General features: G+C 43.9%; 24 protein-coding genes and 1 tRNA gene. 7 read left to right on the top strand and 18 right to left on the bottom strand.

The window, feature by feature from the left end; all coding sequences use genetic code 11:
- Nucleotides 1–17 precede the first annotated feature (17 nt).
- The gene (locus AB5150_RS06995) at nt 18–614 is read left to right on the top strand and encodes a hypothetical protein (protein WP_015533738.1); all 597 of its coding nucleotides are present in this window, start codon (nt 18–20) and stop codon (nt 612–614) included.
- Nucleotides 611–2,728, top strand: a complete 2,118-nt coding sequence (locus AB5150_RS06990) for a YhgE/Pip family protein (RefSeq protein ID WP_368291554.1) — start codon at nt 611–613, stop codon at nt 2,726–2,728. The genes AB5150_RS06995 and AB5150_RS06990 overlap by 4 nt, the downstream gene beginning before the upstream one ends.
- Before the next feature lie 346 nt (nt 2,729–3,074).
- Here the strand turns inward: AB5150_RS06990 and trpS are convergent, their stop codons facing one another.
- The 3 genes from trpS to AB5150_RS06975 form a co-directional block, all read right to left on the bottom strand.
- Nucleotides 3,075–4,136: a tryptophan--tRNA ligase gene (gene trpS / locus AB5150_RS06985; RefSeq protein ID WP_015533736.1), complete on the bottom strand. Its 1,062-nt coding sequence runs from the start codon at nt 4,134–4,136 to the stop codon at nt 3,075–3,077.
- A gap of 95 nt (nt 4,137–4,231) precedes the next feature.
- On the bottom strand, nt 4,232–5,206 hold the full coding sequence (locus AB5150_RS06980) for an ATP-dependent 6-phosphofructokinase (protein WP_022217306.1): 975 nt from the start codon (nt 5,204–5,206) through the stop codon (nt 4,232–4,234).
- Nucleotides 5,207–5,217: 11 nt separating this feature from the next.
- A complete protein-coding gene (locus tag AB5150_RS06975) occupies nt 5,218–6,117 on the bottom strand; it encodes a serine O-acetyltransferase (RefSeq protein WP_004849988.1) in 900 nt (299 codons plus the stop codon).
- 456 nt (nt 6,118–6,573) lie between these two features.
- On the opposite strand from AB5150_RS06975, the gene AB5150_RS06970 reads away from it, so the two are divergent.
- Entirely contained in the window at nt 6,574–7,170 is a 597-nt protein-coding gene (locus AB5150_RS06970; protein ID WP_368291553.1) for a PBECR4 domain-containing protein, read from the top strand.
- A 4-nt stretch (nt 7,171–7,174) separates the two neighbouring features.
- Here AB5150_RS06970 and AB5150_RS06965 read toward each other — a convergent pair whose 3' ends face one another.
- Nucleotides 7,175–7,498 carry a branched-chain amino acid transporter permease gene (locus AB5150_RS06965; protein WP_368291552.1) on the bottom strand — a complete coding sequence of 108 codons (324 nt, stop codon included), beginning with the start codon at nt 7,496–7,498 and terminating at the stop codon, nt 7,175–7,177.
- Between the two features lie 59 nt (nt 7,499–7,557).
- Complete coding sequence (locus AB5150_RS06960; RefSeq protein WP_368291550.1) at nt 7,558–8,229, bottom strand: AzlC family ABC transporter permease; 672 nt, start codon at nt 8,227–8,229, stop codon at nt 7,558–7,560.
- Nucleotides 8,230–8,652: 423 nt separating this feature from the next.
- Here AB5150_RS06960 and AB5150_RS06955 point away from each other — a divergent pair, with 423 nt between their 5' ends.
- A complete protein-coding gene (locus AB5150_RS06955) occupies nt 8,653–9,201 on the top strand; it encodes a type III toxin-antitoxin system ToxN/AbiQ family toxin (RefSeq protein ID WP_015533732.1) in 549 nt (182 codons plus the stop codon).
- 84 nt (nt 9,202–9,285) lie between these two features.
- Here the strand turns inward: AB5150_RS06955 and AB5150_RS06950 are convergent, their stop codons facing one another.
- The 3 genes from AB5150_RS06950 to AB5150_RS06940 all read right to left on the bottom strand — a co-directional run bounded on the left by AB5150_RS06950 (nt 9,286) and on the right by AB5150_RS06940 (nt 13,429).
- On the bottom strand, nt 9,286–10,635 hold the full coding sequence (locus tag AB5150_RS06950; RefSeq protein WP_368291549.1) for an MATE family efflux transporter: 1,350 nt from the start codon (nt 10,633–10,635) through the stop codon (nt 9,286–9,288).
- A 128-nt stretch (nt 10,636–10,763) separates the two neighbouring features.
- A complete protein-coding gene (locus AB5150_RS06945) occupies nt 10,764–12,428 on the bottom strand; it encodes a GGDEF domain-containing protein (RefSeq protein WP_208895990.1) in 1,665 nt (554 codons plus the stop codon).
- Nucleotides 12,429–12,553: 125 nt separating this feature from the next.
- Nucleotides 12,554–13,429 (bottom strand): LysR family transcriptional regulator, encoded by an 876-nt coding sequence (locus tag AB5150_RS06940; protein ID WP_055146621.1) that lies wholly within the window; start codon nt 13,427–13,429, stop codon nt 12,554–12,556.
- 254 nt (nt 13,430–13,683) lie between these two features.
- Between AB5150_RS06940 and AB5150_RS06935 the strand changes: the two genes are divergently transcribed.
- A complete protein-coding gene (locus AB5150_RS06935; RefSeq protein WP_022217299.1) occupies nt 13,684–14,397 on the top strand; it encodes a DUF6198 family protein in 714 nt (237 codons plus the stop codon).
- A gap of 211 nt (nt 14,398–14,608) precedes the next feature.
- On the opposite strand, the gene AB5150_RS06930 is transcribed toward AB5150_RS06935, so the two are convergent.
- The 7 genes from AB5150_RS06930 to AB5150_RS06900 all read right to left on the bottom strand — a co-directional run bounded on the left by AB5150_RS06930 (nt 14,609) and on the right by AB5150_RS06900 (nt 19,763).
- Entirely contained in the window at nt 14,609–15,040 is a 432-nt protein-coding gene (locus AB5150_RS06930) for a flavodoxin (protein WP_368291547.1), read from the bottom strand.
- 89 nt (nt 15,041–15,129) lie between these two features.
- Entirely contained in the window at nt 15,130–15,804 is a 675-nt protein-coding gene (locus tag AB5150_RS06925; protein WP_368291546.1) for a DUF3793 family protein, read from the bottom strand.
- Between the two features lie 142 nt (nt 15,805–15,946).
- A complete protein-coding gene (locus tag AB5150_RS06920; protein WP_015533727.1) occupies nt 15,947–16,147 on the bottom strand; it encodes a hypothetical protein in 201 nt (66 codons plus the stop codon).
- A 23-nt stretch (nt 16,148–16,170) separates the two neighbouring features.
- On the bottom strand, nt 16,171–16,941 hold the full coding sequence (locus tag AB5150_RS06915; RefSeq protein WP_368291545.1) for an ABC transporter permease: 771 nt from the start codon (nt 16,939–16,941) through the stop codon (nt 16,171–16,173).
- A 206-nt stretch (nt 16,942–17,147) separates the two neighbouring features.
- The gene (locus AB5150_RS06910; RefSeq protein WP_117874539.1) at nt 17,148–17,834 is read right to left on the bottom strand and encodes an ABC transporter ATP-binding protein; all 687 of its coding nucleotides are present in this window, start codon (nt 17,832–17,834) and stop codon (nt 17,148–17,150) included.
- A 30-nt stretch (nt 17,835–17,864) separates the two neighbouring features.
- Nucleotides 17,865–18,221 carry a GntR family transcriptional regulator gene (locus AB5150_RS06905; RefSeq protein ID WP_055273124.1) on the bottom strand — a complete coding sequence of 119 codons (357 nt, stop codon included), beginning with the start codon at nt 18,219–18,221 and terminating at the stop codon, nt 17,865–17,867.
- Nucleotides 18,222–18,590: 369 nt separating this feature from the next.
- Nucleotides 18,591–19,763, bottom strand: a complete 1,173-nt coding sequence (locus AB5150_RS06900) for a glycosyltransferase family 4 protein (protein WP_022217294.1) — start codon at nt 19,761–19,763, stop codon at nt 18,591–18,593.
- Nucleotides 19,764–20,103: 340 nt separating this feature from the next.
- Between AB5150_RS06900 and AB5150_RS06895 the strand changes: the two genes are divergently transcribed.
- Nucleotides 20,104–20,177, top strand: a tRNA-Pro gene (locus AB5150_RS06895).
- 32 nt (nt 20,178–20,209) lie between these two features.
- On the opposite strand, the gene AB5150_RS06890 is transcribed toward AB5150_RS06895, so the two are convergent.
- Nucleotides 20,210–20,770 carry a LemA family protein gene (locus AB5150_RS06890; protein WP_022217293.1) on the bottom strand — a complete coding sequence of 187 codons (561 nt, stop codon included), beginning with the start codon at nt 20,768–20,770 and terminating at the stop codon, nt 20,210–20,212.
- 44 nt (nt 20,771–20,814) lie between these two features.
- Nucleotides 20,815–22,251, bottom strand: a complete 1,437-nt coding sequence (locus AB5150_RS06885; RefSeq protein WP_173795082.1) for a DUF3137 domain-containing protein — start codon at nt 22,249–22,251, stop codon at nt 20,815–20,817.
- Nucleotides 22,252–22,668: 417 nt separating this feature from the next.
- Between AB5150_RS06885 and hcp the strand changes: the two genes are divergently transcribed.
- Nucleotides 22,669–24,237, top strand: coding sequence for a hydroxylamine reductase (gene hcp / locus AB5150_RS06880; protein WP_368291614.1), 1,569 nt, complete (start codon nt 22,669–22,671; stop codon nt 24,235–24,237).
- Here hcp and AB5150_RS06875 read toward each other — a convergent pair.
- The gene (locus AB5150_RS06875; protein ID WP_368291543.1) at nt 24,194–24,529 is read right to left on the bottom strand and encodes a hypothetical protein; all 336 of its coding nucleotides are present in this window, start codon (nt 24,527–24,529) and stop codon (nt 24,194–24,196) included. The genes hcp and AB5150_RS06875 overlap by 44 nt on opposite strands.
- Nucleotides 24,530–24,659 lie beyond the last annotated feature (130 nt).

The following is a 24,659-nucleotide window of genomic DNA, read 5'->3' as shown; positions in this document are numbered from 1 at the left end:
AATAAGGAGGAACACCCATGAACGAAGATACAAATTCAAATACAACCAGCACCGAGCCATCTGACATAAAGTCCCAGGTGCTTGCATTTAGAGACAATGCCCATGCAGCAAATGTAAAAAAGCTGAAGGCGGGTATTAAGTGTATATTCACTGTTCCCGCATGCTTCCTTATCCTGCTCTTTCTGACCGGCAGCTCCAAGATCATATTTCTTGTTCTGTGGATCGCCAGCCTGTTCATAATCGCGGCGTATCTGATACATGTGGAATACTCGGATTACAAGGTACAGGAGATGGTTAACTCGCTTCAGGATACGGAAGATAATATTGACGGTCTCATCGACATCAACAGCATATATACAAGAGTCGCTGCACCGAAGAAGAAGCTGGACGACATAATAACAAATGTAAAAACAGACATTCAGACACAGATCACCGCCGTGCAGGACAAGGTGGCTGAGATGGCTGAGGCTGTGCAGAATGATCAGAGTGTGTCTGTGCAGTCTGATGAGCAAAACGAGACAGTTCAGACGGATGAACATGGCGACTCGGTTCAGACGGATGCACAGGATGAAGCCACAAAAAACACAGAAGCTGACAAGGAGGAATTATCATGAAAAACATTTGGCGTGTATACATATCTGATCTGCGCAGGATCACCACAAATGTTGTCGCACTGTCCATAGTCATGGGTCTGTGCATAATCCCTTCCTTGTATGCGTGGTTCAACATCCTGTCAAACTGGGATCCGTATGGAGAGTCCGCCACCTCACTCATGAAGATCTCCGTCTACTCTGAGGATGAGGGAATCGAGATGAGCGGAATAAATCTGACCATCGGAGACATGGTGATCGAAAGTCTTGAAAACAACAACACTATCGACTGGACATTTGCCGATAATAAAGATGAGGCACTTGAACTCATCGCCAGCGGGGAATGTTATGCCGGAATAATCATACCAAAGGACTTCACGGCGAACATGCTCAGCATACTAAATGGCAACATCGTCAATCCAAATATCGAATACTACGAGAACAGCAAGAAGAATGCCATTGCCACCAAGATAACCGGCAAGGTCAAGACTACCGTCCAAAACGAGATAAACACAAAGATCATAAGCACGCTGACCGAGGTATTTGCAAATGCCGGAGATTTCATTTCCGGAAATAACATAGACGGTTCAGACCTCGTTGCCGGTCTTGAGAGCAAACTGGAACAGATCTCATCCACGCTGGACAATTACGTCTATATGCTGAATACATTTTCACTGCTCACAGAGTCTGCATCAGATGCCATCGATACCACTCAGCTTCTGTTTCCAAGCATAGACAGCATGGCACAGAGCGGCTCAAGCAGTCTTGGAAATCTGAGTGACAGCGCAGGCATAAGCAGCGACGTTGCAGACACCTCGATATCACTGCTGAACACAGGTCTCGACATGATCTCTGACAGACTTACAGAGCTTGGTAAAACCGTGGACAGCCTCTCAAGAACCCACGATATCGGATCAGTGTCAATCGAAACTGACCTCAATGGTTCCCTTGGCACCAATGTTCTGGACACCATAAACCGATTGATCGAAGCCCAGTCACCTATAGTATCGGATGCCAAACTTCAGTTTGAAAATCTGAACGAAGACTTAGCAAAGCTTGTATCCGACACAAGCCTGTCGGACGAAGAATTTGCATCACTGAAAAAAGCGGTATCGTCCGACATAAAGAAGTGTACAAATGACATTGCTTCAGTGAAGGATCTCATAAATAACGAACTTTTGCCTGAACTGAAATCTTCGTTAGAGAATATCCAGTCATCTCTGGCGCAGGCACAGACCGTGCTGGCAAATGTTCCGGGAAACTTCAACGATATCAGCAAGTCCCTGACCGAGTATCAGGACATTCTGAAGGACGGAACCGCAGACATCGCGGGAACGATCAAATGTCTGAAGGATCTCAAAGAAAGCATAGACAAGATCAAGGCCGACATACAGACGATCACGTCTAACAGCAGCTACCAGGATTTCATAAATGCCATCAAGGACAATCCACAGGTGATAGTGAATTTCATCTCATCACCGGTACAGATGAACACAGTTGCTGTATACGAGATATCCAACTACGGATCAGCCATGGCACCATTCTACACGGTCCTAGCACTGTGGGTCGGTGCTCTCATACTTGTGGCACTCATACACGTTAAGGTCAAGGACAATGAAGAGCTTGAGGGCGTGAAGCCTTACCAGAAGTTCTTCGGAAGATATCTTAACTTCTTCGTCATCGGACAGGTCCAGACAATCATAACCGTTATGGGCGATCTGTTCTACGTGGGAATACAGTGCAGGCATCCGATAGCATTTGCACTTGCTGCCATGATGACGAGCTTTGTATTTACATTCCTGATCTACTCTCTCACCGTGGCATTTGGCAATATCGGTGAGGCCATCGCAGTTGTCATCATGGTCATACAGGTTGCCGGAGCAGGCGGTACTTTCCCGGTGGAAGTGCTCCCATCAGTGTACCAGTACCTTTACAAATTCATGCCGTTCTCATACTGCATGAACGCCCTCAGGGAATGTGTCGCCGGAATGTATCAACACACCTACGGCAAATGTCTTGCCACCCTGCTGATATATGTTGCGATCTCAGCGGTCATCGGACTGCTGCTCGCAAAGCCTTGCGCAAAGCTTCTTGACAAGCTGGAGCACAGCAAGGAGAAATCCGGATTATTTATATAGTTAACGACTCAGGTAATTACTGTTTTTGACTGTTGCAATTTACGCCCATCTGCACTGTGTAATTTCACTGACAGGACTGTATCCGTATGAAGCTGTGGTTGTGAGGATATAATATGTGATTGACAGCGTTATTTAACTCCACATTCGGGTGATATGTCACCTCCCTAGGATTTTCTTATTTTGAGATAATTTGCTCGTCATTAGCACAAAAATATCTCTAAAATGATTATTTGCATGAAAAAAGGATAAAATTCCCTTGCTTTGTCCCAAATATCACTTTTCAGGACATTTGGCGAGAATTTTATCCTTTTTACACATGTAATCATGCTAAAAGTTATAATATTTCTTACTTGAAAAGATTGTCGTTCTCAAAATAGTCAATCTTCATAGCACGGCGCACATCTGCAAGCGTCTCTGCTGCCTTTGCTCTGGCAACCTCACTGCCACTCTTTAAGATGTCGTATACATCCTGTGGTCTCTTCTCCCACATCTGACGGCGCTCTCTGATAGGCGCAAGCTCAGCCTGAAGAACATTGTTCAGGAACTTCTTGACCTTTACATCACCGAGGCCACCTCTGGTGTAGTGCTCCTTGAGCTCATCCATACCACTGTAGTCTGGAAGGAACTCCTCAAAGTACTCTGGCTTGCTGAATGCATCAAGATATGTAAATACTGAATTGCCCTCGATCTGACCAGGATCCTCTACACGGATGTGGTTTGGATCTGTGTACATGGACATAACCTTCTTCTTGATATCTGCAGGATCCTCTGACAGGTAGATACAGTTTCCAAGTGACTTACTCATCTTGGCCTTACCATCTGTACCTGGAAGTCTGAGACATGCCTCATTGTCAGGAAGAACGATCTTTGGATCAACAAGTGTCTCACCGTATACCGAATTGAACTTGTGAACGATCTCCTTACACTGCTCGATCATAGGCATCTGATCCTCTCCAACAGGAACCTCTGTGGCCTTGAATGCTGTGATATCTGCAGCCTGGCTGATAGGATAACAGAAGAATCCAACAGGGATACTTGCCTCGAAGTTTCTCATCTTGATCTCTGCCTTAACGGTAGGATTTCTCTGGACTCTTGCCACTGTTACAAGGTTCATATAGTAGAATGTGAGCTCTGTGAGCTCTGGTACCATTGACTGGATGAATATAGTAGACTTCTCAGGATCTATGCCACAGGCAAGATAATCCAAAGCAACCTGCATAATGTTCTGTCTGACCTTCTCAGGATGCTCTGCGTTGTCTGTAAGCGCCTGCGCATCAGCCACCATGATGTAAATCTCATCATACTTTCCTGAATTCTGAAGATCGACTCTTCTCTTAAGTGATCCTACATAATGTCCCACATGAAGACGGCCCGTAGGACGGTCGCCTGTTAATATTACCTGTTTCATAACCTTCTCCTTTATATTGTATCTTTTATACCTGTCATTTATATATCTTTTTATAATCAGTCAGCTTATTTTTTACCCACTGCCAGCCTCACCGATTACTCGGCCAGCAGCTTACTCAGCTCATACTGGAAGGAATCGATCTGATTGTTCTGTATATCAATTGCCTCTTTTATATCATAGTCTATAAGTATATCGTTCTTGATAGCTATCATACGATTTGCCTTGTCCTTCTTGAGTACATCAACGGCATACGCACCCATGAGTGAGCCATACATCCTGTCCTTTGCCGTTGGCTGTCCGCCTCTCTGTATATAGCCAAGCACCGATACCCTCGACTCTATACCAGTCTTATCAAGAATCATCTGTGCAAGCTCTGGAGCATCTGTAACACCCTCGGCCACAACCACCAGATAGCTGTTTCTTCCGTCAGCATGCTTTGCCTTTATCGTATCTATGATACTGTCATAGTCACCATCCCATTTTTCAGGAATTATGATGGCATCAGCTGATGTCGCCATGCCTGCCCAGAGCGCTATATAGCCTCTCTTTCGTCCCATGACCTCCACGACGCTGCATCGTCCGTGGGAAACCGATGAATCTCTTATCCTGTCAATGGCCTCCATGGCTGTATTCGCCGCTGTGTCAAATCCCAGCGTATACTCAGAACATGCAACATCTCTGTCTATTGTTCCAGGGATGCAGATGGTATTGATACCCTCATTCTGAAATGCTATGGCTCCACGGAGTGTTCCATCCCCACCGATGGCAACAAGCGCATCTACATCGTGATCTCGCAGATTCTTTGCCGCCTGCTCGCGGTATTTTTTCTGTAGGAATCGCTCACTTCTGCTGGTGAAAAGTATCGTTCCACCCTGATTGTTTATGTTCCTGACGTCCGCCAGGCCGAGCGGCTGTGTCTCCCAGTCGATAAGTCCCTCGTAACCACGCATCACTCCGACTATCTCTATTCCACTGTTGATGGCTGATACAACCACAGCCCTCACAGCTGAATTCATGCCCGGAGCATCTCCTCCGCTGGTCAGAACCGCTATCTTTCGTATGTCACTCATTTGTATGTCCTCTAATTATTTTTATACTGAAGCTCCTGCTTCTTGGCAGTAACCCTTGTATCCTTCTCTACTGAGTTGGTGATAAATGTATTACCACCCACAACAACGTTGTCCTCGATGATAGTCTCTCCTCCAAGGATGGACGCGCCTGAATAGATGGTTACATTGTCACCGATGGTTGGATGCCTCTTGGCTCCCTTGAGTTTCTGACCTCCCTGTGTAGAGAGTCCTCCAAGTGTCACGCCCTGATATATCTTCACATGCTCGCCGATAATAGTCGTCTCGCCGATAACGATTCCCGTACCATGGTCAATAAAGAAATACTTTCCTATGGTGGCGCCCGGATGAATATCTATTCCGGTCACGCTGTGGGCGTGCTCAGTCATGATCCTTGGTATCATCGGCACATCCAGCAGACAAAGCTCATGTGCCATACGGTATACAGATATGGCATACAGTCCAGGGTATGAAAGTATGACCTCATCCTTGCTGCCCGCAGCAGGATCTCCGTCAAATGCCGCCTGAATATCAGTCTCAAGATAGTCTCTTATCTGAGGTATCTTATCCATGAATTCATATGTTATATCCATCGCCTTATCCTCAAGCTCAGCATCTGTGAGCTCAGGAAACTTTTTGCAATACCTGAGAACTATCATGATCTGTTTCTTCAGATGGAATATTACATCCTCTATGATAACAGACATGTTATTCTTCAAGCTGTATATCTTATACAGCTTGTCGCTGTAATAACCCGGATACAGAATCTTCATGAGTTTGTCGATCACATCGATAATGGCTGTCTTATCCGGCTCGTTGCACAGATCCGTCTTGTTGATGGCTCTGTCATCGCCGAAATCATCCAATATCCTCTGCACGATTCCCTCAATTCTCTGTTTATCTGATCTATCCATTACTTATTCAGATCCTTTCTAATAATATCTCCCAATATCACCTGCCCAGACAAAATCTGCCGCGATGATATCTTCATATTATAATATGTGCTTAAGTCGATAAACACACAGCTATTCTAACAAATTATGCACATTCATTCAATAGTGGGATTATGCATGCAAATTATCCATTTTGTATACTTTTATAAAACTTTCATTAAATAATACCTATCCCCATTGCAAATATAACTCTGTTACTGTATCGTCTATATAAAGAAAAATGCTAAGTAATATTGACATTTCATTAAATTGAACATACTATAATAGTAAGTCGGATGAGAGACTAAAAACCTTATCGAGTGGTCGGGATGGAGACCTAAAACCCATCCGATTGCAGAGATTACTGCTAAAAACAATTGTTCAGAGGAATGGAATCTTTCCATTCCTCTTTTCTTTTACAAACACAAAGGACAACTTATGGAAAAAATCCCTTTTAAAGAACGTGTAAAAAATATTGCTATAGATTGCGCTGTCAAATATACAAACACCTTTTACAATTATGAATACTTAATGATTTCAAATGCATTTGCTGAAAAATACGTAAAAATTCATGCAGATAAGGACAACTATATGCACCTGCTTGGTATAAATTCTAATCTTTCAGCATCCGATTTTTACAACAAATGCATAAAAGGAACACTGACAACAAATGATTTTGACTTTAAAAAGAAAAATCAATCTGAAAAATCTACCAAGGGTTCTGTAAGAGAAAAAATAGTTGCTTTACCGCATTTTTGCAACATGTTTTCAGCATTTGATATTGAATGCCAACAAAACTTCTCTAAAGGTAAAGTTTCTTGCAGCTTTGCCTCTGCATCAAACAAATACACTATTGGCTTTGTTGCCACTGGCAGACCAATGACTCTTATGAAAAACAATCAACTTGACAAAAATAAATCCAAACCTGTAATCGCCGTGCTAAGAAAAGAAAAAGGCTCTAACACTTTCAACGACATTATCTATGGAGACATTGCTGGTTACGAAAACATTGTGTCAGAAATCAACCAAAAGTGATCACCTACATTAGGCGCAGCATAACCATATAGCTCACAGTCCCCAGCAGAATACTTAACAGCGTATTGTGCTTCCATTTGTACGTTCCGCCTGTCACCAGCACGCCGACAAGACTCGGTATTCCAGTTGCCACTGGAGCCGACACAGCCCCCTTCAGGCAGTACACTATGAGCACCGCCATGATGGTCGCCGGAAGCACCCTTCCAAGTTTCACCAGCATCTCCGGCATCTGTCTTTTTCCATTAAATATGACAAATGGAAGTGCCCTCAGTGCAAATGTTACTACCGCTGACACTGCAATTCCTATCAATATATATTTTGTATTCATGTTTTTTCCCTGTTCTTCCTACACTTCTTAAATCGTACTGTTTCAATTTTATCTGAGACTTATTTGCGTCTCGTATTCCACACCACAAGCACCGCTGACGCTATGATCAGTGACGGCAAAAGAAAATACTGCGGTCCAACTACCAGCAGACACACTGCCGCTATCACAATTCCTGCAATCGCTGGGATATGGCTCTCCGCCTTCTCCCACTGATCGATAAATATGATGACAAACAGCGCCGTCATACAGAAATCAATCCCCGTCATATCAAACGGAATGATCTGCCCCAGGATTCCCCCGGCAACCGCACCGATCATCCAGTAACACCTCGACAAAAAAGCCACCCAGAACATGATGCTCTGTTTCTCCTTACCAGTGTCCGGCAGGGTGCAGTTCACGGCATAAGTCTCATCCGTCATTGTATGTATCATATATAATTTCCGCTTTCCCATGCGGTTGAATTCATCCACAAATGTCAGTGCATAGAAACTCTGCCTGCTGTTCATCAGAAATGCAGTGAGTGCCATGGTGAGTATGGATGCTCCGCTTGAAAGCAGCGTCACAAGCACAAACTGGTACGCCCCCGTGTACACCGTCAGGCTGACCAGCAGTGAATAATACCATTTGAATCCGGCATTCTCCATCATAATTCCGTATGCCATGCTGACGAACAAATAACTGCACATGATTGGGATTGATTTTATGAATGCCTTTCTGAATATATTTTCCACGATTTTTCCTCCAACAAAACAATCGTGGTTATCCTAGTGTTTTTATAGGATAACCACGACTATTCTAACATACTAAATGTTTGATGGGCAATAGCTCAATTTGTAGCTCAAATTCTCCGTTTTGTATACTTTTCTAAAGCTTTCATTAACTCTCTTTCAAGTCCCTTGAATTCCAAGCCGCTCTAATGTATTCTCAGTGACATACATCTTTTATAAAACTGTAATCCTAATAGGGAAATTGACATTTCTTTTGTATATGTTATAATCATAGTCAATCGGAGGCTCCTGCCGTTAAGTGGAATACGAAAAGCGTTAGTTCTACCGAGGTGGAACTACAATTATTGGCTATGTGCATTATGCGCATAGCCTTTTTTATTTATTAGTAAGCCCCTACATCCAAATTTTTCATTTAAAGAGGAATATATGACAAAAAATCGTTTACATCTATATCGAATAGATATGAAATACATACGAGAACTACATAAAGTTTGTGATCATGTACCATCTGTAAGCCCTCAATTAGGCAAAGATAACAGGCACTTTATTGGCATCATTGTTATGGTTAATAGTAGAATGTATGCCATTCCGATAACAAGACATGACGGCAAGCCTCAGAAAAGGAAAACACTACATAACAACGCTGGTTATACAAAAGTCATTACCGAAACCGGACGTTTTGTAAGCGGAATAAATTTTATTGATATGATTCCTGTTACAGAAAAACAACTTTTACCAATGGATGATTATTCTATAAGAAAAAATGACTCTCGTTTGGAGAAAAATAGAAAACGAGACTTAAAATTTATATCTGATTATGTAAACGAAGAGGATCACTCTAGAGAAATAGCGAATAAAGCAATAACATTATATAACCAGTATATTAGCAATGAACCTTTCAAAATAAGAAAGTATTGTTTACCTTTTAACGAATTAGAAATAGTGTGTGATAAATACAACAAAGTCACGACCTAATCTGCACTGATATCCCCGGATTCCCGGACAGATACCACTCAGCATCAACGTCGTGACTTTATTTGTATTACATCTTCAATTTATCTAAGCCCCTTCACGCTGTCCCTTCATAGCCCCTCTATATATAAACGCCGCACACGCCGCCGTTATAAGCTCTGCTACCCAGAACGCATTCCACACACCAGCAGGTCCGAAACCACAAAGCCTTGAAAGTATCCATGCAGCCGGGATTATGACAACCACATATCTGAGCAGGGATATGAGCAGGGACGGAGTTCCCTTTCCCAATCCCTCAAGTGCCCCCGATGCAGTTACCGACACAGCCGACACTACAAATCCGGCGCATATGATGCGCAGTGCTGTTCCACCTGCATTTATTGTAGACACATTCTCTGTGAACATACCTATAAGCCTTTCCGGGATGAGCAGGCACACAACTGTTCCAGCCAGCATGATTCCAACATTTAATGCAAGCGTTATGGTGAATATCTTCTTCACCCTGGCATGCTCTCCGGCACCATAGTTATAGCCTATGATAGGACGCATTCCCTGAATGATTCCATTTGCCGGCATATACAGGAATGTCTGAAGTTTGTAGTACACGCCCAGGATCATGACATAAGTTGCCGAATACATGCTGAGTATGGCGTTGAGTGCGCTTGTGAGCAGAGACGGCAGTGCCATATTGAGTATGGCAGGTATACCTATGGCATAAAGCTTCTTCACCATCAGACCGCCCTCATGCAAATGCTTTATGCCGAACTTCACATTTATCGGTCTTCCAAAGTACACAATAAAATAAATGATCAGTGTAAACACCTGTCCCAGGCCAGTTGCCAGTGCAGCGCCTTCTATACCCATTTCAGGAAATGGTCCCACACCAAATATCAGCAGCGGATCAAGCACTATATTCACAATGCAGCCGCCCATCAGTCCAACCATTGTAACTATCATGCGTCCAACCGACTGGAACACCTTCTCAAATGCAAGATCAACCGAAATAATTATAGAAAATCCAAATACTATGTCTGCGTAACGACAGCCAAGGTCAAGGACGTCTCCACTTGCCTTGAAGGCTCTGAGAAACGATGGAATGATGGCAATACACACGACTGTCATCACTATTCCCTGTATAACAGCAAGAAACATCCCCCAACTAGCTGCACGATCTGCCCGCTCATTGTCCTTGGCTCCAAGATATATGGCTATCACCGCGTTTATTCCAACACCAAATCCGATCGCCACAGCATTTACAAAATTCTGCAGTGGAAATACATACGAAAGTGCTGTCATCGCATCCTCACTTATCTTCGCCACAAAGAAACTGTCAACTATATTGTACAAAGCATTCACCATCATCGATATAACCATAGGCAGTGCCATGGACATCAAAAGTGGGAACACCGGCTTTTCTTTCATAAAATTCTCGTTCATAAAACCTCCGTCCCCGGATGGCATAAATAAAGCCCCACAACCTTACGGTTGTGGGGCGAAAAGATGACCTGATCCGGAAAAATCCACCAACTTGTTTTCGTTTTAATTATTATGTATGATTTTATACTTCAACCAGCATATATGTCAAGATCCTGTACGACCACAAAGTAGCCTCTGTCACCATCCTCTTCCACTGGGATAGCATGTATAAGGCTTGCACCCCCATGGTTGTTTGCACAACTGACTGACAAAACCCCTCTGAGGAAATTTTCTGTCTGATATTCCGTATTGCCGCCTGTGTAACTCTCCATGCGCTCGCGGCTGAGAAAATCTCTGACTATTTTTCTTGACCGATCCGAGTCAAACCGGTTACTTATCAATCCAATTACTTCATCGTAGTTATTCGCACAAGATACAGCATTGTTCAGCTCAGAATCGCCTTTTATAACACGGTATTTATCGTTCTCATAATTAACATATATAATATCAATATACATATATGCGATCCTTGCCTCTACCCTGGATTGAGCCTTTTTTATATCAGACTCTATCTTGTCAAGTACGGTCACTCTGTCCGTACCATCCCTGTTGATGCTGTGGATCACGCTGACATTCTTGCCCTTCTTTTTTGCTTCATACAGCGCAGTGTCCGCGACATTCATACACTCTTCTGTGCTGAATCCTGAACCATTGATCTGACATATACCAGCACTGCAATGGACATTCTGCCCTCTCTCCATTGTCTTGCGCTGAAGTTTTCTGGCAAATCTTATCACCTTTGACTCCAGAACAGATATATCCGATAAGCCCTTGTGAAGCACAACATACTCGTCTCCACCATACCTGCAGGCAACGTCCTCTTCATAGCAGTCACTCCGGAGAAACTTTGCCACCTTCTCAATCCAGTAATCACCAACTGCGTGACCATATGTATCATTTACACTCTTGAAATCATCTATATCCACAAATACAAGAGAAGCACTATCTTCGTCAGTCATGTTATCTATATACTCTCTTATCCTCTGCATTCCGGCTGTCTTGTTGTACATGCCGGTCAGAAGATCATGCTCAGCCTCGTACTTTGTACGCTCAACCTCCTGTCTGGATCTCGCAAGTGATCTGTCCATCTCGACCATATCAACTGCAAACATGATCTGTGTAGAAGCCACCACAGATATCGTCTGGAATGAAATCCCATAATAGAATATGACAACAACCGTGGATATACATGGCAGGATAAAATACAAAACACTTGACCAGAAAACTCTTTTTTCCAGTCTTTTTTTATACTGCAAAAGTATCGAAAAACTTAGAACAAGTCCTGCTGCTGCAATAAGCTGCGACAACAGATAACCGCTGCTCCTGTTATAGAAGTTGTTATCATCTATATAATAGAACAGCTTGTCACTGAACTGGGATATAATGAGCAGGACTATCCCAGCAGCACTCAGAACTACCACGCCCCTTGCTTTCGCTGGCATCTTCGTCTCTCCTCTGTTGAGAATGACAAGAAGATAAAACGTAAACAGAGTCATATATAAATAGTTGATAAAGAACACGGCAAAATTGCTTATCTTCAGCATGTAATAGGCTGTCTGTCCTGTTTTTCCCTGATAATACCATGACAACATATCTGCAGCCAGCAGGATGATACATGCAGCCTCCATACATAGACTCACATTCTTTTTATCTCTATTATTATTCTTCTGAAGGAATATAACCACAAATGCAAACAGACAGATTAATATTCCCCACATTTCAAATGCTATATTAAATACAGCAGTCCTATCCACTAACTATGCGCCCCCTTAAACTTCCTGGCGATTTATTGTAGTAATTGTACAATTTGATTTGTGCAACATTTTCTCAATTTTATAAGTTCATATGAGAACCATTCTATATATCATACCTTAATTTGTCAATTACTAGATAACACATATTTATGGAATTTTGTCGCCACAGGGGACATATATGTCCGGCTGTCATGAACAACATAATAAAGCCTGTCAACCAGCTGATGTTTTATGCTAAGAACCTTCACATCAAGCCTTTTGAGTATATCCATGTAAGGGACTACCGCTATTCCAAACCCTGCTGCCACAAGTCCGGCTATGACCTCATCCTCCTCCGTTTCGCATGCTATCTCAGGAGCTTTGCCAAGTCCTTCAAACATCTCATCCACCAGGCTTCTCATTCCAGATCCCTTCGAAAAATATACGTGTTTATATCCAAGTGTATCCTCAAGTGTCACCGAATCCCTATCTGCCAAATAATGTCCCGACGGTGCTATGACAACAAGATCCTGTCTGCCGACAGGAACGGCGGAAAATCCCATCGTCTCAGGCGGTCTTGAACAGAAAACCATGTCATATTTTCTGGCCGCAAGATCATCAAGCAATTGCCCTGTGGTCCCTGTATGAAATGTAAACGACACATTTCTGTTTTCAGCTTTCTTCAAATACTCCGCTGCCAGACGCGGTACAAATTCCATTCCAAGAGGTCTTATGAGACCAAGCCGTATCACGCCATCCCCGGCAGCCTCCTTTTGTATGGACTCCACCCCCGCATCAAGCGTGCCAAGCGAACGCTCTGCACATGCAAGGAATTCTCTGCCAAATGCAGTGAGCTCCGTATTGCGCCCATTCTTTTCAAAAAGCATTACCCCAAGTTCTTCCTCAAGCTGGGATATTGCGTGACTGAGGCTTGGCTGCGTTATATTCAGATTTCTGGCCGCATTTGTATAATGCTGAACATGGGCCAGTTCAACAAAATATCTAATATATGACAGGTTCACTTATAACTCCCCCTTTTCATTATTTATACATGATCCTATTCATATTTTAATACAATCCGAATATTTTTTATAGACAAAATCTATCAAACCATAAAAACTATTTATTTGTTATATGATGTTGTCGGTGCTACAATCAAAAACCGCAGGGATATATATATGAAGTCTTAGACAATTAAAGCTCCCCTGATGCTGGGGAAATCAAAGTATATGTTATAAAACGCATCATATATGAAAGAAATGAGGAAAAGCAGAAAATGAATACTCAATCAGGAAATGCACATCTGCATAACATGTGGGGCGAGATCGCCCTGATAACAGCAGTCACCATCAACAGTTTCGGAGTGGTTCTCATGCTCTATTCTGCAGCAGGAATATCGGCAATATCCAGCGTGCCATACGCATTCTCGCTGGTTCTTCCAAGACTGACTCTCGGAACCTGGACATACATATTTCAGGGCGTACTTATTCTCACTCTCATGATCATGAGAAGGAAATTTGTCCCCCAGTACCTGTGCAGTTTCATAGTTGGTTTCGTATTTGGCAAGATGCTGGATATCCATGAGATGTGGATCGGGGCTTTGCCAACTGCCCTCCCATGGAGAATCCTTTACTTTGTGATAAGTTACATTTTGATATGTATCGGAATCGCACTGTCCAACAGATGTGGACTTCCAATCATCCCGACAGACCTTTTCCCAAGAGAGCTGTCTGAGATTATATCGGCAAAATATTCCAAGGTTAAGATTTCGTTTGATGTAATCTGCCTTGCAACGACAGCTGCCATGACAGGTTTTATCCTCGGTCATATCTACGGCCTGGGAATCGGAACAGTTCTTGCTGCATTCACCATGGGCAAGGGAATCGCCATAGTTGGAAATGCCATGGACAAACATGTTACAATAGCTCCATACATAACAGCACACATTAAGCGCCACGGCGCCCACAAAGCTCAGTACGCAGGACACTAAAGTGATTTTCCCCACGACTAGGCACGCAGATAAAAAATAACCATATATATGGCAGTCGGTAGTGAAGGCTCCATTGGTTCGATCAGTTACCTGCTAAGGCGAAGCAAACAACGCCCTTATCGTTTGCGTAGCCGCATGCATATATAACTGGTCGAATCAATGGAAGCCGAACGTGACTGCATATATATGGTTATTTTTTATCGTCCGTCAATCAGGCATTTGCCAGCTGGCGTCCAAGCTCCCTACACTCCTCAAGGCCTTCTGCGTCAGGTGTCTCATGACACATAAGTCCGGCTCCGCCTACGAGTTCTGCGCCTGCTGACTGCATTCTCGCCTCCCAGTCGCGCATCCACTCGCCATCTCCCCAGCCGTATGAACCGAAGAGTGCGATCTTCTTGCCTGAAGCAAATCCCTCAACCTCAGCAACAAATGGCTCCATCTCAGCCTCCTCAAGCACCTCAGCTCCCATAGCCGGGCATCCAAGTGCAAATACTGGTTCATCCTTGAGTGCATCCGGTGTGATGCTGCTTACAAATACTACCTCCGCTTCCTTTCCGGCATCTCTCACGCCGTCTGCGATAGCCTCCGCCATCATCTGTGTATTTCCGCCCTGTGTCCAGAATACGATATTAATTTTGCTCATAATAATCCTCCTTATGAAATTATATGTAAAAGGGGGCTTTCCCTATACATCCTTGTAAACTGTGTTTATCTGCATCTTTCCATATACTTCTACGCCGCGTTTCTGCTCGCCGTGTACATCCCCATGATATCTCTCATATGCAGTCCATTTGAAAGAAATTGAATAAGTCTCTCTTCCGCACATTCAAATATATGAAATGTTCTCCGCTTTGATTCAGCATCCCCATATACCTTCCAATAACCGGAGCAAAGTGCATTTCTTCCGTTCTGCAGAATAAATCCCTCCACATCCTCTGGCGGGTATCCCAGCAACAAGCCCATCTCGTGTGGAAACCACTCCTTGCCAAAAGATCCATCGCCACAAGCCTGATCTTCATGTGCCGGTTGTTTTGAGGTGAATCTTCCTCTGCTCTTTAAGTACTGCTGATATTTTTCACGAAACACCGCAAGTATCTCAGAAAGCTCCATGTCCTCATATCCCAGCTCAGACATAAGTCTTTGCACATCATCCCTCTGGACAAATGCCCTGAGCTTTGCCGCATTGTAGATAAATACATTTACCCTGCCACAGGTTGCTCCCAGTGTGTACATACATATATCACTGTCCTTCAGTATCTCCACCATCTGACGATATCCGCTGAGTTCTATGTTCAGCAGATTTGACACCTTGACACCCGTTATCACCGGTGCACATTGAAGTGCCATCTGAAGTTCCACGTCACCGAGCTCCATGCCCTTCATGATCTCCCATGTATTTTCACTCATACAAAACCTCCTTGTGACAAATAGGTTTGGTTAGTCTTATCTAACTCTAGTGAAAATACTACATGATTCCTCCCCGAACGTCAATAACCCGGAGTGAGACATTTTCTCACTCCGGGTTATCTTGTTGATTAAAAATATGCAATTATAAATTCTGCTTTATCATCGTCCTGCGTGGCTCTTTATTTCCGCCTGTTACCATATTGAGCAGCCGCCACACACCATATGCACAGATCCCACACACAGCCACAGGTACAAGGAGCACTACTATGACTCCTGTGCAGACTCCTGTAACCAGGTATCTAAACCATTTCATCACATCACCATTCCTCATATCTACTGCCATCTTAATGCATTCCTCTCATTACATTATAAACTGATCTTCTTAGACAGCAGTGTCGCACTTCCTATATAACTGCCGATCATGCATACAACATAGAGAATAAGCTGCGGTATGTTCTTATACATCGCGTCAAGCATAGTCTCCACCTGCACGTTCTTCCCAAGGTGCGGAAGCTTGTATGCTATGTAGCTCACCAGCACATAAAGAGCCACAAAAAGTATAAAGCTGACAACGCCCTTTATCTTCTTATTCTGGAGCACTGTGGAAGACAGTGACACTGCGAGGTACGCTATGGTGATCATTGTATAGAATTGAATAAGTGCTACTACTATGAACCCTGCAACATTTGCAATGACACTTCCTATTGACAATCCTCTTGTTCCCAGAATATCATCCAGCACAAGCTCAACGCCAGCTACACCGCCGTTATGTGACTTAAGCAGGTTATAATCAACAACTATAAGCAGTCCAAGAAAGGCCACAAGTGTCGCACCGGTGAGCAGGATTGAAAGCAGCTTTGCACCGATAATCTTGTAATTTGAAATTGGCGTCATAAACACCATATACCCCGTCTTGTTCTTCAGATCCTGACTGTAGATTATCACACCATATATCAGAACGAACATAAACGAAGCCCAGCCTCCCAGCACAAGGAAGGTGATACCAAGTCCAGTTAGCAGATCTTTTTCTGCAAATATTCCAATCAGGAACAGCAATTCTGCTGCCGCAAGAGCCGTTATAACCACCAGAAGTGGAAATACTCCACGTCTGTATTCATATTTCATCATCTTTAACATAATATCTATTTCTCCTTCATCAACAAATTTAACTATCCAATATGTATCGCCCCTACTAGTACCGCCTCCTCACATTCGTTCGAAGGCAAGTCGTCAGCACCATTGCGAAATGCACCTTCGGTGCATGGTGCTTCCTCTCGCTCACACGAGCGGGGCAGGTCGTCGGAACCGATTCCTAGTATGAACTTCGTTCATAGCGGTTCCTCCTAAGCATATATTTCCTTATACATATCAACTATCGACTTGCCCCTGTTCACTCGCAGCTCCTCTGCATCACCCTGAAGCACACAGGTGCCATTCTTGATAAAGAATGCGTGATCCACGATCCTCTCAAGTTCATCCACAAGGTGGCTTGACATGAGCACGGCTGTGTCATCCGATATATTCCGGACAATCGTGCTGATAATCTTCTCCCTAGCTATGATGTCTATTCCGTTCAGTGGCTCGTCCAGCATGACGATCCTGCTGTCTCTGGACAGAGTAACCGCTATCTTGAGCTTTGCCAGCATTCCTGAAGACATGCTCTTCGCCTTCTGATCCGGATTCAGCTCCATCTCAGCAAGCAGTCCCATGTATTTGTCATAGTCAAAGTCATCAAAGAAATCTTTGTAATACTTTCCTATGTCCTTACAGTTCATATATCCGAAGAAGAACGCCTCCGTCGGCATATAAGCTATGTCCTTCTTTGACCTGTATGTCATAGGCACTCCATCTATTGTGATAGTTCCTGAGTCCGGCTTGACCAGGCCGGCTATGATCTTCATAAGTGTTGACTTTCCACTTCCATTTGGACCGAGCAGCGCATATATGTGTCCCGGCTCTATCTCCAGCGACAGGTCGGATATCGCTGTGGTGGTGATATACTTCTTAACAAGATGTTCGCATTTTAACATTGTATCATTTCCCTTCTTTTTTATTACTTCTTACTTTCCAAAGTGTTCTTTTAGCAGTTCAAGGATCTCGTCCTGTGAAAATCCCATACCGGTGAGCTGTTCATCAAAGCTCTGTATGATTTCCTCTATTCTTTCCTTTTTCAGGTCGTCTATGACCCTGTCATCCTCCGTCACAAATGTTCCTATTCCACGTCTGGTATAGGACAACCCCATAGACTCCATCTCGCTGTAAATCCTCGCTGCAGTATTCGGATTTATCTGGTATTCTATGGCAAGTTCTCTTGATGACGGAAGCTTAGATCCCAAAGGCAGTGTGCCCGCTATGATCTTCTGCTTTATATCCTCTATGACCTGAAGATATATGGGGATATTCGTCTTAAATTCCATCACACACCTCCTCCTTGTATGTTGTCTAGCTCTTCTATACCGCTGTACTAGTTGAATAGTACACTAGTATCATAGCATTGTCAACTGTATTTTTAAATAAAGCATATTTTTTTAGTTTTTTGTCATCTAGATAGTAACTCATGCATCCGGCCATCTCGCCATCTTTGCTTATTACCTACATTTTATCTCATATACATTGTTTTCACTTAAAAGATAAAAAATTATCCATAAAACACATTATTCTGTGTCCTACGGATAATTTTTTAAAATTTTTTCTTTTTTAGAGCTTTTTCATCTATTTGGAGATAATTTTGTATCTTTTCCCTGCTTATCCCAACAGCCACTAGAGAATTCATACAAATTAAATTTCTAACAAGCCCTCAGCACCAGTGCTTGCAGCTCGCACACATTCATATAAAGCTTCTCAACTCTGTCTGCAAATGTCGATGTGGAGAATTCATCTGCCGACTGCACTGCATTTCGTCTGAGCTGATGCCTTAAAGCAGGACTCATATCAAGCCACTTCACCAGCGCAGTTTCAAATGTTTCCTCATCAGTAAATTTCCAGCCATTCTTTCCCGGATCAACCACATCTACAAGGCACGGATCCTCTCTGCACAGAAGCGGCACTCCCGCTGCCAGAGCTTCTACATATGTAAGCCCCTGAGTCTCGCTCGTGGATGCACTTACGAAGAAGTCACCAACCTGATAATACTCAGCCACCTTATCAGGCTCGATCATGCCTGTAAATATCACACTCTCTGAGATTCCAAGCGCTCTTACCTGTTCCTCTACCTCCGCCCTATATGGTCCGTCTCCAACTATCATGAGGATTGTACCATACCCGTGCACTCTCTTCTGGCATCTAAGTATCTCCTGGATATTCTTCTCCTTCGCCAATCTGCCAACATAGAGAAGAACTGTCTGGTCATCACTGAGTCCGTACTGCTCTCTGATTCTGTGTCTGCTGTCCGTTCCAATATATTTTCCGAATTTATTCATGTCGATTCCAGAGGGGATCACCTCAACAGGACATAACACATCATACTTTTCAAGCACATCCTCTATCTTCCTGCTTGGTGCTATCATGGCATCGACCCTCGATGATAACATCCTGGTAAGTTTCTGCACAACTTTGCGTCCCCACGCTGCATTTGGCGAAAAGTAATGAGTGTAATCCTCGTATATCGTGTGGTATGTGTGCACTATCGGCGCATTTGTCTCATCTGCTATCTTCTTCGCCATGAAGAAGGTTGAGAACTCGCATTGGGAATGTATGACATCTGGTTTCCATTCTATGAGTTTGTCTATGACCGCCTTGATAACAGGCATCTTAAGCCTCGCCCCCGGATAAATCTTTCCGGCACCTACTGACGCCGCATATATCACATCTCCAACTATATATGTGTGGTGATTTCTCGAGAGTGTAAGTATCTTTACCTCATGTCCTCTTTTCTTAAGTTCATTTGACAGATTTACAACCGATGTCACAACTCCATTTATAACAGGTTCATACCAGTCCGTAGTAATAAGTATCTTCATGATCTATCGTCTCCCTCTATTTCAGGCGGCTTTCATTCTGTCCATCACCACCTGCACCTTATCCTCATATCAACTACTTTCTGGTTATTACTCTGCCATACACTTATAAATTTTCGTTGTAACAAATCTAAATATTATATAAATTGTATCTATGGGCACCCCATAAATGTATCTACGGTCACCCCATAAACGGATAGTTATCTGTCATTGATTGATTATCAGTTTCACAAAAGTTTCTCGGATATTCCTGGGTGAATTTCTTGACAATTTATTTAGAAAACTCCTTGCATTTTTTTCAGAATCTTCTTATACTATTATGGCAGTGTTGATATAACACTATCGGTGCGTGGCTCAGCTTGGTAGAGCGCTTCGTTCGGGACGAAGAGGTCGTGGGTTCGAATCCCGTCGCACCGATTTTTTATGCGCAAAAATATCTTGATTTCCTGTCAGAATATCACATCTGATCTCTTATCCGAATCAGTCTTGAAATACTCCACCATATTGTGACCCGTTATGTCTGCAACCACCGATGAAGGGAACTGACTGCACAGATTGTTATAATTTGTCACACCTGCATTGTACAGTCTTCTTGCCGCCTGGATGTGCTCCTCCGCATTTGTGCAGCTGTTCTGAAGGACCTCTATATTCTTGCCCGCCGTCAATTCCGGATACGCCTCCACTACTGCATTTATCTGATCCGAAGCGTTTTTCATAAGCGTCTCCACTCCTGTCTTTTCATCAGGTGTCATTCCTTTCCTGAGCTTTATCGATGTTATCAGATTCTCGCTCTCATACGACATATATGACTTTACAATCGCATACTGTTTTGTGAGCAGATCATATCTCTTTGCAAGAGCAATATCCACATCCGAATCCAGCTCTCTTACCTTATTTTCCGCTGCTTTCAGAGCATTTGCAGTCTTTATCACATACGCTAAAAATATCAAAACTATTACCACCAACACACCAAATACTAACACACCTTTGCTAAATAATATTGTAAACATACATTTTCCTCCGTGTACTTTTGCTCATTTTCACAATTTCTCTTCTATAGTAACAGAGCCGCATCCAGCGTCTCCTGCAGCATGCGCAGGTATTTGTCCAGATAAGCTTCCACATCATTCATACTCTTTATATTTTTCTCTTCGTCAAATACCATGTATTTATCACTCTTGCTTATACACATATACAATCTGTCCCCATCGAATGTCACATGGAGAGCCGCCTTCTCCTTTGGATAAAGTGCCGCCAGCCTCTCCATAACATACGGGGTAAGCATATAAAATATATTCTCCTCATCATTGCATTTTATAGTGAACAGCAGATTAAAGTTCTCGTTTTCTGTCTTTTCTATTCTTCCCACTGCGCCACTCTCCGAACCACACTTCAATATATTCTTCATCGCCAGTTCAGAGTTTCCCATGACTCCCAGCAAAGCCGATGAAACCTTTCTATATGGTATCTCAACAACCAGCCCCCCAAATAATTTGTCTATTTTTTTCTCTTTATCACCATCACTGTCCTCGTGATAATACTCGTACTCCATGTATTCATAACTGCACCTGAAATGAACACCTTTGTATGTTCCCTCCACCATGTCGCGGCCGTTAACCAGCAAAGGCTTGCCATCCAGTGTAAATGGTCTGCCAGCAAAGCAGTTCAGTCTTCTCATCTGTTCATCAGGAAGTCCGCCCTGATGTCTGTATACGCTACCCTCTCCATAACGTCTCCTGATAATCTGTGGGATCAGCTCCGTGTAAATCACACTGGAATCTGAAATATTCTCTTTTTTCTTTTTGCTCTTACTCACCCATCTGAATATAAGGAAGATAACTACTCCGTATACGATCACCAGTCCGCCGGGATTTTCTGAATCTGTTCCGCCACCAGCTCCCGCACCGCCTGATGATATGTTGTCCATACCGCCAAATATCTGCTCTACCCTGTCAAATATCCGCTCTGTTATACTCATGCCGTTTATCAGCCCGGCCTCATTAAGTATCGTGAACGCCATGATCACCACTACTACGGTTATGAGCACTATTCGTATCCCGAGCCATTTTGTCCTTCTCTTCGCATCCGCCTGATCGCTCCTTCTCTGAAAATCACCGGGCAAGCCTCCATTCTCGTATCTTGATATAACATCCTCTGACCGATCATTCTGTCTGGCTTCCCCGTAGAGCCTCTCCTCTATCTCCTGGCGCCACATGGCATCAAGTGCTTCCCATCTCAGCTTTATCTGCTCATTTGTCATGCCCTGCTCCCGCATCTCTTTCTCTCTTTGGCTGCGGTATATTCTGGAATACATGTTGGGCGCTCCAGCATCCGGTCCAAGATACATTCGGTCTCTCTCATCTATCGGCAGATCGGCATATGCATCTCCGGGCATAAGCGTCCCATCCGCATAGTTCCTGACATGATACTTGGCTGATTCATTTGCAAATTCAAGCGCGCGAGCCAGTCTATCCCCGTATTCCTTTTTCATCCGTGATTTCTCCTTTATCCCCGTCCAGATCAACTGTTATTTGATTTACTATAAAACTTTTTCACATCTGCCCACTATCAGCGCCATGTAAAATTTCAGTCAAATGCGTGCAAGACGGCACTTATCTGCTCAATATAACCGGCGACTCCGCAGTATCAAATGAAGGTGGGGACGGAGGGGACAGGTACCTCCGTCCCCACCTCTGTCTCCATTTTTTCTCAGGGCGCCTCTATCTGAGCAACGAAAGTTTTTTATCCCCCTAAATGTTATTTCACAGATATACTTTAGCAAATTTGCGTATAAAACTCCTGTTCACTGTCCATACTCTATTTAGAAGAAAATCCACAGACTGCCAGGCAGTCACCAGTTTTTTCAGATAGATTCATAATTTCAGGAGGTATACAGTACATGTCAAATATGTTTTGTTTTCAGTGTCAGCAGACAGCGGGGGGATCCGCATGTATCAATACCGGAGTGTGTGGCAAGCAGCCATCCACATCTAATCTACAGGACGAGCTTGTGTGTGAGCTTATAAAACTTGCAGAACTCTCAAAAAATGAGAATAAACACAGCGCGGTCGCCGACAGACTTATCATAGACGGTCTTTTCACAACCCTGACAAATGTAAACTTTGACGACAATGCAATAAAAGAATTTATGGGAAGGGTTAAAAACGAGCAGAACAAGATCAGCAGACCTGAAGCTGAAAAGATACAGGTGATCGACCTATGGGATGGTGACACGGATATAGTGTCCTTGCGTTCCACCCTGCTGTTTGGACTCAAGGGTATGGCGGCATACGCCCATCACGCCATGAATCTCGGCTACACTGATAATGAGGTTCTGAAGTGGTTCTACAAGGGACTGTGCGAGGTTAACAGGGAGCACAGCGTCACCGAATGGATAGAACTCATCATGGAATTTGGCCAGGTCAATTTCAAATGCATGGAGCTGCTGGACAAAGCCAACACTGAATCATTTGGCAATCCTGTGCCTACGAGAGTAAATGTTGACATCAAAAAAGGGCCATTTATCGTGGTCTCCGGTCACGACCTGAACGACCTGTCACAGCTCCTTGAGCAGACTGAAAAGACAGGAGTAAATGTATATACCCACTGCGAGATGCTGCCTGCGCACGGCTATCCGGAGCTTAACAAATACCATAATCTGGCGGGTAATTTCGGAACCGCATGGCAGAGCCAGCAGACGGAATTTGAGAACATACCCGCGCCGGTGCTCTTTACCACCAACTGTCTCATGCCGCCAAGGCCGAGCTACAAGAACAGGATCTACACCACATCAGTCGTGGGTTATGACGGCATGGTTCACATCTCATGTACAAGAGCAGGCAAAAAGGATTTCACTCCGATCATAAAACATGCCCAGAAGCTCGGCGGCTACGAACACGACAGGAGCATGAGCGGCATAAACGGCGGTCATATGTTGACAACCGGATTTGGACACAGCGCGGTTCTGTCACAGGCTGGTAAGATCATAGACGCCATCAATGCAGGACATGTCAAGCACATTTTCCTCGTTGGAGGCTGTGACGGCGCACATCCGGGACGCAACTATTACACCGAATTCGTAAAGCAGACTCCGATGGACACCCTTGTCCTCACCCTCGCCTGCGGCAAATACCGTTTCAACGATCTCGACCTCGGCGAAATCGACGGGATTCCAAGAATACTCGACATGGGTCAGTGCAATGACTCCTACAGTGCCATCAAGGTTGCTTTGGCTCTGGCAGATGCATTTCATTGCAGCATAAACGACCTCCCACTCACCCTTGTCCTGTCATGGTATGAGCAGAAGGCTGTCTGCATACTTCTCACCCTGCTGTCACTGGGTGTGCGCAACATGTATATCGGCCCGACACTGCCTGCGTTCATGTCTGAGACCGTGATTAAATATCTGGTGGAAAATTATAAGCTAAACCCGATCACTGCTCCTGAGCAGGATATGGATGCGATACTGAAACGTTGAGTATATCACTTATACTCTCCGCTATATCTGCATTTATCCCTATAGCTCTGTTCCCAAGACTTTCTGGAATCACAGCCTGATCGAGATTTAACCTGACAAGGGTTATGTTATCGTGTTCTCGTGTCAGCTTCTCAAAAGGAAATCGGATTATGGTTGGCGTGTTAAATCCAACCCCCAGCTCAAGGAGCACAAGCTTCCTGTCCAGGGATCTGGAGACAAAATCACCGAAGCACCGCTCTGCCTCATACCAGGCGCTGTCCCGAACAAAATAACCATCCTTGCGGAGGTTCATGTCCATAGAACCTCCGCAGACAGGGCAGCGTGGATACAGTTATCGATACAATTGTGGCATGGCACATAACATCCAGTCATACCGCTGTTTGCAGCGTTTACTATGCCTTTCTCATCATTTACCTGTGTCA

The sequence above is a fragment of the Coprococcus sp. RTP21281st1_F1_RTP21281_210402 genome, from assembly GCF_040915325.1.
Taxonomy (GTDB): Bacteria; Bacillota; Clostridia; order Lachnospirales; family Lachnospiraceae; genus Coprococcus; species Coprococcus aceti.
Note: the sequence above shows the minus strand (reverse complement) of the source record. Positions and strands in the feature narration are given on the sequence as shown.

Coding starts and splice junctions, on each gene's coding strand:
- AB5150_RS06975 (WP_004849988.1), bottom strand. CDS start 6,117: ATGGATAGATCAGATAAACAGAGAATTGAGGGAATCGTGCAGAGGATA.
- AB5150_RS06890 (WP_022217293.1), bottom strand. CDS start 20,770: ATGTTTACAATATTATTTAGCAAAGGTGTGTTAGTATTTGGTGTGTTG.
- AB5150_RS06900 (WP_022217294.1), bottom strand. CDS start 19,763: ATGAAGATACTTATTACTACGGACTGGTATGAACCTGTTATAAATGGA.
- AB5150_RS06950 (WP_368291549.1), bottom strand. CDS start 10,635: ATGAACGAGAATTTTATGAAAGAAAAGCCGGTGTTCCCACTTTTGATG.
- hcp (WP_368291614.1), top strand. CDS start 22,669: ATGTTTTGTTTTCAGTGTCAGCAGACAGCGGGGGGATCCGCATGTATC.
- AB5150_RS06930 (WP_368291547.1), bottom strand. CDS start 15,040: ATGAGCAAAATTAATATCGTATTCTGGACACAGGGCGGAAATACACAG.
- AB5150_RS06965 (WP_368291552.1), bottom strand. CDS start 7,498: ATGAATACAAAATATATATTGATAGGAATTGCAGTGTCAGCGGTAGTA.
- AB5150_RS06920 (WP_015533727.1), bottom strand. CDS start 16,147: ATGGCAGTAGATATGAGGAATGGTGATGTGATGAAATGGTTTAGATAC.
- AB5150_RS06910 (WP_117874539.1), bottom strand. CDS start 17,834: ATGTTAAAATGCGAACATCTTGTTAAGAAGTATATCACCACCACAGCG.
- AB5150_RS06955 (WP_015533732.1), top strand. CDS start 8,653: ATGACAAAAAATCGTTTACATCTATATCGAATAGATATGAAATACATA.
- AB5150_RS06925 (WP_368291546.1), bottom strand. CDS start 15,804: ATGAGTGAAAATACATGGGAGATCATGAAGGGCATGGAGCTCGGTGAC.
- AB5150_RS06885 (WP_173795082.1), bottom strand. CDS start 22,251: ATGAAAAAGGAATACGGGGATAGACTGGCTCGCGCGCTTGAATTTGCA.
- AB5150_RS06990 (WP_368291554.1), top strand. CDS start 611: ATGAAAAACATTTGGCGTGTATACATATCTGATCTGCGCAGGATCACC.
- AB5150_RS06905 (WP_055273124.1), bottom strand. CDS start 18,221: ATGGAATTTAAGACGAATATCCCCATATATCTTCAGGTCATAGAGGAT.
- AB5150_RS06875 (WP_368291543.1), bottom strand. CDS start 24,529: ATGAACCTCCGCAAGGATGGTTATTTTGTTCGGGACAGCGCCTGGTAT.
- AB5150_RS06995 (WP_015533738.1), top strand. CDS start 18: ATGAACGAAGATACAAATTCAAATACAACCAGCACCGAGCCATCTGAC.
- AB5150_RS06980 (WP_022217306.1), bottom strand. CDS start 5,206: ATGAGTGACATACGAAAGATAGCGGTTCTGACCAGCGGAGGAGATGCT.
- AB5150_RS06915 (WP_368291545.1), bottom strand. CDS start 16,941: ATGTTAAAGATGATGAAATATGAATACAGACGTGGAGTATTTCCACTT.
- trpS (WP_015533736.1), bottom strand. CDS start 4,136: ATGAAACAGGTAATATTAACAGGCGACCGTCCTACGGGCCGTCTTCAT.
- AB5150_RS06935 (WP_022217299.1), top strand. CDS start 13,684: ATGAATACTCAATCAGGAAATGCACATCTGCATAACATGTGGGGCGAG.
- AB5150_RS06970 (WP_368291553.1), top strand. CDS start 6,574: ATGGAAAAAATCCCTTTTAAAGAACGTGTAAAAAATATTGCTATAGAT.